11 protein-coding genes and 1 riboswitch are annotated in these 10,014 nt (G+C 40.8%); of the genes, 1 reads left to right on the top strand and 10 read right to left on the bottom strand.

What is annotated here, in order from left to right; all coding sequences use genetic code 11:
- Positions 1-330: transposase (locus EO117_RS01770; protein WP_164727460.1), on the top strand; the 330-nt coding region annotated here is incomplete at its 5' end.
- A 175-nt stretch (positions 331-505) separates the two neighbouring features.
- Here EO117_RS01770 and thiC read toward each other — a convergent pair.
- The 10 genes from thiC to trpB form a co-directional block, all read right to left on the bottom strand.
- On the bottom strand, positions 506-1,810 hold the full coding sequence (gene thiC, locus EO117_RS01765; protein ID WP_126938801.1) for a phosphomethylpyrimidine synthase ThiC: 1,305 nt from the start codon (positions 1,808-1,810) through the stop codon (positions 506-508).
- A gap of 75 nt (positions 1,811-1,885) precedes the next feature.
- Positions 1,886-1,994: riboswitch (TPP riboswitch) on the bottom strand.
- A gap of 51 nt (positions 1,995-2,045) precedes the next feature.
- Entirely contained in the window at positions 2,046-2,777 is a 732-nt protein-coding gene (locus EO117_RS01760; RefSeq protein ID WP_126938800.1) for a YebC/PmpR family DNA-binding transcriptional regulator, read from the bottom strand.
- 9 nt (positions 2,778-2,786) lie between these two features.
- Entirely contained in the window at positions 2,787-3,359 is a 573-nt protein-coding gene (locus EO117_RS01755) for an RNA methyltransferase (RefSeq protein ID WP_126938799.1), read from the bottom strand.
- A complete protein-coding gene (gene trmD / locus EO117_RS01750) occupies positions 3,360-4,190 on the bottom strand; it encodes a tRNA (guanosine(37)-N1)-methyltransferase TrmD (protein ID WP_126938798.1) in 831 nt (276 codons plus the stop codon).
- Positions 4,191-4,378: 188 nt separating this feature from the next.
- Complete coding sequence (locus tag EO117_RS01745; protein WP_126938797.1) at positions 4,379-4,804, bottom strand: PaaI family thioesterase; 426 nt, start codon at positions 4,802-4,804, stop codon at positions 4,379-4,381.
- 1 nt (position 4,805) lies between these two features.
- Positions 4,806-6,410, bottom strand: a complete 1,605-nt coding sequence (gene menE / locus EO117_RS01740) for an o-succinylbenzoate--CoA ligase (RefSeq protein WP_126938796.1) — start codon at positions 6,408-6,410, stop codon at positions 4,806-4,808.
- A gap of 11 nt (positions 6,411-6,421) precedes the next feature.
- On the bottom strand, positions 6,422-7,264 hold the full coding sequence (menB, locus tag EO117_RS01735; RefSeq protein WP_009352753.1) for a 1,4-dihydroxy-2-naphthoyl-CoA synthase: 843 nt from the start codon (positions 7,262-7,264) through the stop codon (positions 6,422-6,424).
- 81 nt (positions 7,265-7,345) lie between these two features.
- Positions 7,346-7,765, bottom strand: a complete 420-nt coding sequence (locus EO117_RS01730) for a HutP family protein (protein ID WP_126938795.1) — start codon at positions 7,763-7,765, stop codon at positions 7,346-7,348.
- 272 nt (positions 7,766-8,037) lie between these two features.
- Complete coding sequence (gene trpA, locus EO117_RS01725) at positions 8,038-8,823, bottom strand: tryptophan synthase subunit alpha (protein WP_126938794.1); 786 nt, start codon at positions 8,821-8,823, stop codon at positions 8,038-8,040.
- Positions 8,816-10,009, bottom strand: coding sequence for a tryptophan synthase subunit beta (gene trpB, locus EO117_RS01720; protein WP_126938793.1), 1,194 nt, complete (start codon positions 10,007-10,009; stop codon positions 8,816-8,818). The genes trpA and trpB overlap by 8 nt, the downstream gene beginning before the upstream one ends.
- Between the last annotated feature and the right edge of the window lie 5 nt (positions 10,010-10,014).

Genomic DNA, 10,014 nt, shown 5'->3' with positions numbered 1-10,014 from the left:
TGCCAACGATATGTAAAGAAAACAACCAAGAACCCAACTAAACAAATTTGCATTACTCCAGGATATGACTCGGTATTGCAACATAACCAGGAAAGAATCTTAAGTACAGAAGGAATTCGATTACGTACCAACCGATCTATACAAGTAGAAGGAGCCTTTGGAGTGCTAAAACAAGACTTTCAGTTTAGGCGGCTACTACACCGTGGAAATGATCATGTGCGAAAGATGTTATACCTATTAGCAATGGGATTTAATATCTCGAAACTACACCATAGAATCCAAAATAACAGAATACATACCTCATTATTCTGCCAAAAAGAAATTGCGTAAGCCTAGAAAACAAGCCATTTACATAGGCTTATTTAAGTGCGCCTAAAAACGGAAAAACTACCAAGATATCTTGTGATAGTATTATCTCAAGAAGTTTGGTAGTTTCTGCATGCAAAAGGGACCGTAACGAAAATGTAAAAAAGTACATTTTGTTACAGCCCCGTTCATTTCTCTTTTATAATATATCGATTTTCTCTCCCTCTAAGGCTTTGTTGATGCTTCGTACGGCACAGAATTTCCCGCACATACTGCAAGCTTCTTTGTGTCCCTCTTCTGGGGCACGGCTTTCACGGATGCGACGTGCTTTTTCAGGATCTAATGCCACTGCATATTGTGCTTCCCAATCTAGTTTCTGGCGCGCCTCTGCCATGCGGTCATCACGTTCCCGCGCATTTGGTATACCTTTCGCAATATCTGCTGCATGGGCTGCGATTTTGAAAGCCATAATGCCTTCTTTTACATCGTTTTCATCTGGTAAAGCCAAATGTTCTGCTGGTGTTACATAGCAAAGAAATGCTGCCCCATGCATAGCTGCCACAGCACCACCAATAGCCGCTGTAATATGGTCATAACCTGGTGCAATGTCTGTTACCAATGGTCCTAATACATAGAACGGAGCCCCATCACAAATTGTTTGTTGCACTTCCATATTTGCTTGTACTTGATTCAATGGCACATGACCAGGACCTTCCACCAACACTTGCACACCACGTTCACGAGCTCGTTTTGTTAATTCACCAAGTCGAACGAGTTCTTCGATTTGACAGATATCTGTGGCATCTGCCAAACAACCAGGACGGCAGGCATCTCCAAGAGAAATCGTCATATCATATTCTGCACAAATGTCTAAAATTTCATCATAATATTCATAGAAAGGATTTTCTTGACCAGTCATGGACATCCAAGCAAACACTAAACTACCGCCACGGCTAACAATATTTAACTTCCGTTTATGTCGTTTAATTTGCTCTACTGTGTGTTGTGTAATCCCACAGTGTAATGTGACAAAGTCTACGCCATCTTCTGCATGAAGACGGATCGTAGAAATAAAGTCCTCTGCAGTTAATTCACCTAAATCTTTTTGGTGATGGATAACGCTATCATAGATAGGCACAGTGCCGATCATAACAGGACACTCTTTTGTCAACAGACGACGGAACACTTTTGTATCACCATGTGTAGACAAGTCCATAATAGATTCAGCTCCTAATGCCACTGCATGATGGACTTTCTTCATTTCTTCTTCGTAATCTGTACAATCTTTGGACGTGCCCAAGTTCACATTGATTTTTGTGCGCAACTTTTGACCAATACCTTCAGGTTGTAATGAAGTGTGATTTTTGTTGCATGGAATGGTTACATGTCCTTTTGCTACTAACTCTCGCAATACCTCAACATCCATGTTTTCTTTTTCTGCTACCACTTTCATCGCGTCGGTAACAATGCCTTTTTGGGCTGCTTGCATTTGTGTGTAAAACATAAAAAGCTCCTTTCATTACAAAGGAGCCTATGGGGTACTCTATATACAAAAAGGTATCGATATTACATCGATACCCACATATGTCAGCGTGCTTCCTACGCGGGCATGATCCCGATCAGGTCAAAAGGTCAGGTACTTCATAGTCCTTTCTCAGCCTATTACATAGGCTCCCTTGCAAATCTAAAATATTTACTTGCTTATAGTATAGCATGGATTAGTAAATTTTTATAGTAAATTATTCTTCCACATCCATAATGGCATTATGATACACATCTTGTACATCATCCAAGTCTTCTAGCATATCCAATATACGTTGCATGTTTATTGCATCATCACCGGTTAATTCCATATTGGTATCTGGAACCATTGTGATTTGCGCCATATCTGTAGCGATAGATGCTTCTGCTAGGGCAGATTCTACAGCATCGTAATCATCTGGCAATGTGTAGATAACGAATACATCATCTTCTACTTTGATGTCTTCAGCGCCAGCGTCAAGAGCCAACAATGTCAATGTTTCTTCATCATTGCCTTCTTGTGGAATTACAAATACACCTTTGCGTTTGAACATCCAATTGACGGAGCCACTTTCACCTAGGTTGCCACCACGTTTGGAGAAGGCGTGACGAACGTCTGCTGCGGCACGGTTGCGGTTATCTGTCATCACTTCTACAAGGATGGCAGCGCCACCTGGGCCGTATCCTTCATAGGTAATTTCTTCGTAGTTGTTCGCATCACCAGCACCAGCACCTTTATCGATGGCACGTTGGATATTATCCTTAGGAATGTTATTTTCACGAGCTTTTTGTAACGCCAATTTCAAGCGCATATTGCCGGTTGGATCTGTACCGCCAGCTTTTACAGCCACTGTGATTTCACGACTAATTTTTGTGGTAATTTTTGCTTTTAATGCATCATTTTTACCTTTTCTATGTTTAATATTTGACCATTTAGAATGTCCTGACATTGTGTCCTCCTATTTATTCCACCACGCTTCGCCTCGTAAGCGGTCTAAGATAATTGATACGGCACTACGAACTGAAAGGTGATTGTACTCTCCATGTCCATAGATGGGTTCTAAGATATAATCGAAATCTTCCATTGTTTCTTTCGTCATACCATACCCCGTTCCAAATAATACTACCACAGGACGGCTCTCACTTTCAAGTGATTTACGGATCGAGGCATAGGTAATCGTATTCTCATAGGTCCTCGCATCAGTGGTACACACGATCGGCTTCTGTCCTTCTAATTCCGTCACCGTATCAATAGCTTGTCGAATAGAATTAACTAGTTCTACATGTTTGAAAGCATCCTTTCGATCCGGATTGTAAGTGCTACCAAATCCTGTTTTCCAATGACTCATAACGGTCTCAGCCAGTTCACGTTGGCTCGGCACATTATGAATGATAAAATACCGTTCCACATCGTAGGTTGTGGATGCTCTGGCAATATCGTGGATGTCGTAGTTCGTGATGGCCGTCGTAATGACTTCACCATGTTTATTCATAATGGGATAATGAACGAGGCCAATATATAAATTCGCCATTTATTTCCTCTTTTCCTCTGTGAAAGTAGACTGACCTAAAATTCTTTCTAATCGTTCTTGCTCTTCTTGAGATGTGGATTTCTCTAGCAATCTATGTAATATTTTAACTTCTTCTACTGTTAACTCACGATGTAATAAATCTTCTCGTAGCAGAGCCGTTCGTTTAATGGACTCTTCTAGTCGCCACTGTTCAATATTTTTATGATGACCGCTCAGCAATATATCTGGCGCCATCATACCTCTGTATTCTTGTGGTTTCGTGTATTGCGGACACTCAAGTACAGGATGATAAAAAGAATCTTCTATGGCTCCTGATGTAGCGCCTAACACACCAGGAATCATGCGAGCCACTGCATCAACTACTACCAAGGCTGGTAATTCACCACCAGTTAACACATAGTCACCGATAGATATAGTTTCATCGACTAAGTGTTCTTCCACTCGATAGTCTACCCCTTCATAGTGTCCACACACGATAACAAGCTGATCATAGGTAGCTAATTCCCTTGCTTTTTCTTGTGTGAAAGTTGTCCCTGTTGGCCCCATAAACACGACATGACGTTTGTGATTCGCCTTGGTACTACGATGTTCTTCGATAGGCATCTGCAACACATGTTCTACAGCCTCAAAGAGAGGGGGTGCTTTCATGAGCATACCAGCACCACCGCCGTAGGGCGTATCGTCTACTTGACCATGCTTGCTATGAGAAAACTCCCTCGGATTCGTCACTTTCATATCCAAGCGATTCCCCTGTAAGGCACGTTTGATAATGGAATGGGTAAAAAAGGCATCAAAAAACTCTGGGAACAACGATATAATATCTATATTCATGGACTATGCACCTCCTTTCTAGTCAATACAATACTGTATAACATATTAATTCTATTCAGACTTATTCTACTTATTTATAAAGTGTTACGGTGTACTACCAATCTATCTATAGATACTCTTGTCTAATCAACATGGATGTAATGATAATATCGTGTTATACATAAATTCCGACTAATAGACATAATTTCTTACACATTAATTATACTATTTGTCACTGTCATGTGAGATAACAGTTGATCCATTTCATCAAAGATAGAAATCATCCACACATGATTACGTCCGCCTTGGTGTAACAATTGTCCACGCGCTACTACATAGCCATCACATCGTTTCGATTTCACATGATTAGCCGTCACCGATTGACCTACCGCTACCCGTTGTTTGATAGGTTCTGAACCTATGCCACTTTCACTAGGCGCCGTCATTTCTTGGGCCAATATGGCATTTGACGCCATCCCAGCTAAAGCTTCTCCATAAGCTAAATACACGCCACCATTGACGAATCCATAAGGTTGTGCATGAAATGATGAAAGTTTCATTGTACTCAGAAAGGCCTGTCCAGCACAGTGGAATGTCTCTATCTGTAATTGTTCTAATAAAGAAGTTCCCTTCATACTATGTCCTTTCTACTTCGTAAATCAACTCTTGTCGCAATATTTTCCCCATGCTATTTTTCGGCAATGTTTCATAATATACAATTCGCTTCGGTATTTTATACTTCGCTAAACGGCTCATTAAATAGTCGGATATTTCTGCTTCTGGATGACTACTAACTACACAAAGAACAGGCACTTGTCCCCACTTAGAATCAGGGACAGGAATAACTGCACATTCTTTAATACCCTTCATCCCGTATAGGACGTCCTCTATTTCCTTAGGATAAATATTTTCTCCACCAGAAATGATGATGTCCTTTCTGCGGTTCAAAAGATATAAAAATCCATCTTCATCTATGTAACCAATGTCATCTGTATTAAAAGCGCCTTTAATAGGTTCTTTATTAAGGTATCCTTTCATCAGCATCGGGGATGAAAGCCACACTTCTCCTACTCCTTCTTCATCAGGATTGCGAATTTCAATGGTAACCCCCTCTAAAGGATATCCTACAGAGGCTAATTTATTCGGACGCTCCTTAACACTAAATGTCGTACTTTGTGCAAAGGTTTCTGACATGCCGTACGTCTTATAGACTGGTAAATTTCGTTGTACGCACTCTTGTAACAGTGGCATAGGAATGAACTCGCCACCTAGTAAGATAGCCCGTAAAGTTGGTGCTTGTATACGTTCTACTATGCGTTGTAACACTGTGGGCACCAAGGATACTATGGTGACTTCTTCCGTTTCTAATGCATCTAGTACAACTTGTTCCGAAAACTTTTCACGAATGGTAGCTCTTGTGCCATTATACAAGGTACGTAAAATAATAGATAAGCCGCTGACATGGAACATAGGGAGCACCACAAGCCAATTATCATCTTCCTCCACGCCAAGCACATTCGCAGAAGCTTTCACATGAGCCTTAATCTGTGACCATCGCACAGGGACGGATTTGAACTTGCCTGTTGTAGCACTAGTGTTGATAATGCAAAAAATTTTGTCCTCTGATGGATTCCAGTCTAGATTATTCTCGCAATCTGTAGAGTCTTCAACATCACCCAGGTGATTACATCTATTTCTAAAAGAGTCCATACTGGGGTTTTCTTCATCATCTATTTTGATAGATGTATATTTTGCGCCATTAGTATTTTCATTTCTAACATCTCCGTCATTATGCATAGAAGAAATAGCCTTTAAATCAGTGTCTATGTATGTAGAAAAGCACAAATACTGTCGGTCCACTTGACTATGGCTATGCTCATAAGTAGAAACATCTGTGACCTCTATGTCGCAGGCTTCCTTCTGCGCACGCAAAATCTGTGTCATTTTCTCTGACATCAATAAGGTGCGAACTCCCGTACTTTCCATCTGTTCGGTCACTTCTCGTTCAGTCAGATTCGTATTCAGCAATACTGTTTCTATACCCAATGCAGATAGAGCAAATAGGTGTATCGCCATGGATACTGAATTTTCTGCCCATAAAGCAATACGACTCTCCCCTCGAAGATGAGGAGCGAGTCGTTTTGCTGTAGCTATTGTTAAATCCAACACAGTACCATAGGTAAGCTCGTTTAAAAAAAGCTTATCTCCATGTGTTTGTGCTCGATTATATAACCACTTCATAACCTAACCCATTAAGGGAATTTAGGAAATTGTTTAAAATTAGGTTTACGTTTTTCTTTAAAAGCATCGCGACCTTCTTTACCTTCGTCTGTTGTGTAGAATAATAAAGTCGCATCCCCTGCAAATTGTTGTAAACCAGCTAACCCATCTGTATCCGCATTGAAAGAAGCTTTCAAGAAGCGAAGTGCCATAGGAGACAATTGAAGAATTTCTTCACACCATTTCACAGTTTCTGCTTCTAATTGATCAAATGGCACTACTGTATTTACAAGACCCATGTCTAATGCTTCTTTTGCAGAATATTGACGGCACAAGAACCAAATTTCGCGAGCTTTTTTATGGCCTACTAAACGGGCTAGGTAACCAGCACCATAACCAGCATCAAAAGAGCCTACACGAGGACCAGTTTGACCAAATTTTGCATTTTCAGAGGCAATAGAAAGATCACAAACGATATGTAATACATGTCCTCCACCAATAGCAAAACCGTTAACCATAGCAATAACAGGTTTTGGAGTAATACGGATTAAATGTTGTAAATCCAACACGTTTAGACGAGGAATTTTATCATCTCCAACATAACCACCATCTCCACGAACACGTTGGTCACCACCGGAGCAGAACGCTTCTTTATCTTCTCCTTGACCATGGTTAGCGCCAGTCAAAATAATAACCCCTACTTCTGCATCTTCACGTGCAATCGTGAAAGCATCAATTAACTCCATCACTGTTTTAGGACGGAACGCATTGCGCACTTCTGGGCGATTAATTGTGATTTTAGCAATCCCATTATATGTTTCGTAAATGACATCTTCGTAATTACGATCTAGCACTTTCCAATCGAATTGACTCATAGTTACCTCCAAAATGATTAGCTATTGTCTATATACTCTAAAAAATATTATACCAAATCTATTCATAAATTTATAGCATTTCTAAAGATTTGGTACAGCTCGATGCGCCATAGCTACGGCAATCTCATCCAAATGCAATACACCGACTCCTAAGTAAATTGCTACACTTAGATGTTCTTGACTACGTGCAATCCCCACTTTGCCGCCAACATTAAGACCTACACATTTATTTTTGATTTGCTCTAAGGCTTGTGCTGTGGCGCCTACCACAGCGCCTTTACTAACATGATCACCTTGTATTAACCCTTGACGTTCCGATGCTACAACGGATCGTTCAATAATTTTAGGAATAATCTCTGTGAAAGCTCCTCCAAAATCCACAGCACAACTATGAATCCCCTGTGCTTCAAAGTCTTTTCGCAATGCCATCTCTTCTGTGCGACTTTCAGAAATAGCAACATGCAATGCAGCACGCCCAACGCCAATACTTGTTTTTTCCATACCCTATGTCTCCTGTTAAGAATTTTATATATCCTTAAGTATACAGTATATCAATGTATGTTACCACAGGTTTTTATAACTGCTTATTACCTACTATATTATAAAACACTACGCTACTTATAAGTAAGTATCTAATATATAAAAATAGCTGCACAAGATTCACTTCTTGCACAGCTATTCAATAGACATCGTAAATAACAGAATAGGACAAGAGAGATATCATCATCAAATAACTCTGTTATACATGTGCATTACCTTAGAGCGCATTACTGTTAGTTACCTACAGCCTCTACCATAGAACGAACATAGTTATATAACGCTTCTTCCCCATTTAAGCCCCACTCTCCAATTTGTTTCACAATAGCACTACCTACGATGGCACCATCAGATAGTGAAGCCATTGATTTTGCTTGTTCCGGTGTGGAAATACCAAAACCAACTGCCACTGGAATATCTGTGTATTGGCGAATCTGTTGCACGATGCTAGCAATGTCTGTTTTGATGTCACTGCGCATACCTGTTACACCAAGTGAAGATACACAGTACACAAAGCCCTCTGCTTGACTGGCAATTTCCTCAATCCGTTGCTCAGAGGTAGGTGCAATTAAAGAGATAACAGAAACTCCATGCGCCTTCGTTTGGTTGCTTAGTTCTTGTTTTTCTTCCAATGGACAGTCTGGCACAATGACACCTTGGATGCCCACTTTTTCACAGCGTGTCATAAAGCTTTCAACACCATACACATAGATAGGATTCATATAGGTCATGAACACAAGTGGAATCGTCAATGCATCCGTACCAGTGCGCAAACGTCGGACCATCTCAAAAATATCATCTGTAGTAACCCCTGTGGACAAAGCACGCTCACTAGCAGCTTGAATAACAGGTCCTTCGGCTACAGGGTCTGAAAAAGGAATGCCAATTTCAATCAAAGTCGCTCCCGCTTTTGCCATGGTACGAATATATTTCTCCGTGGTATCAATCCCTTGGTCACCTGCTGTAATGAAAGGGATAAATGCTTTATTTTTAAAAGCTTCTGCTATTGTTATTTTATTCATGTAAGTTCACCCCTCTATATCTTGCCATAGCTGCTACATCTTTATCACCACGTCCAGATAAACAAATGATGATACTTTCATCAGGACTTAGAGTAGGTGCCAATCGCATAGCATGCGCTACGGCATGAGCACTTTCAATAGCTGGAATAATCCCCTCCATACGAGATAGATATTCAAAAGCATCCACTGCTTCATCATCTGTAATCGGCACATATTGAGCACGTCCACTGTCTCGTAAATGGGCATGCTCTGGTCCAATACCTGGATAGTCTAACCCAGCAGAAATGGAATAAACCGGTGCAATTTGACCATATGAGTTTTGGCAGAAATAAGATTTCATACCATGGAAAATTCCCACAGTACCCTTCGTCATGGTTGCCGCATGTTGCTCTGTATCCACACCTTTACCTGCCGATTCACAGCCGATGAGTTGCACGTCCGCATCAGGAATAAAATGATAGAACATACCGATAGCATTACTACCGCCACCAACGCAAGCTAACACAGCCGCTGGTAGTTTGCCTTCTTTGTCTAGAATTTGTTTTCTTGCTTCACGACTGATGATAGATTGAAAGTCACGGACCATCATAGGAAATGGATGGGCGCCCATGACAGATCCTAACACGTAGTGAGTGTCTGCCATACGATTCGTCCATTCACGCATTGCTTCAGATACGGCATCTTTTAAGGTACTGGTACCAGATGTCACAGGATGTACCTTGGCACCTAATAGCTCCATCCGGTATACATTTAAAGCTTGTCTTTCACAATCTTCTTGACCCATGAAAATTTCACATTCCATACCCATTAATGCAGCTACTGTGGCAGTGGCTACACCATGTTGACCGGCACCTGTTTCGGCAATGACTCGAGTTTTCCCCATTCGCTTAGCTAGTAACATTTGACCTAGCACATTATTTAATTTGTGGGACCCTGTATGATTTAAGTCTTCCCTCTTCAAATAAATCTTAGCGCCCCCTAAATCTTTTGTCATTTTCTCTGCATAATATAACATGGAGGGACGACCTGTATACGATACATGTAGGTCTTCTAACTCTTTAATAAATTCTGGATCGTTTTTATACATTTCATAGGCTTCTTCCAGTTCAATGATGGCATTCATTAATGTTTCCGGCATGAATTGTCCACCAAAGTCCCCGAAATAGCCATGGCGATGTGTTGTCATAGTCT

The organism is Veillonella sp. VA142 (assembly GCF_003992135.1).
GTDB lineage: Bacteria > Bacillota > Negativicutes > Veillonellales > Veillonellaceae > F0422.
This window is presented reverse-complemented; position numbering and strand designations above follow the sequence as displayed.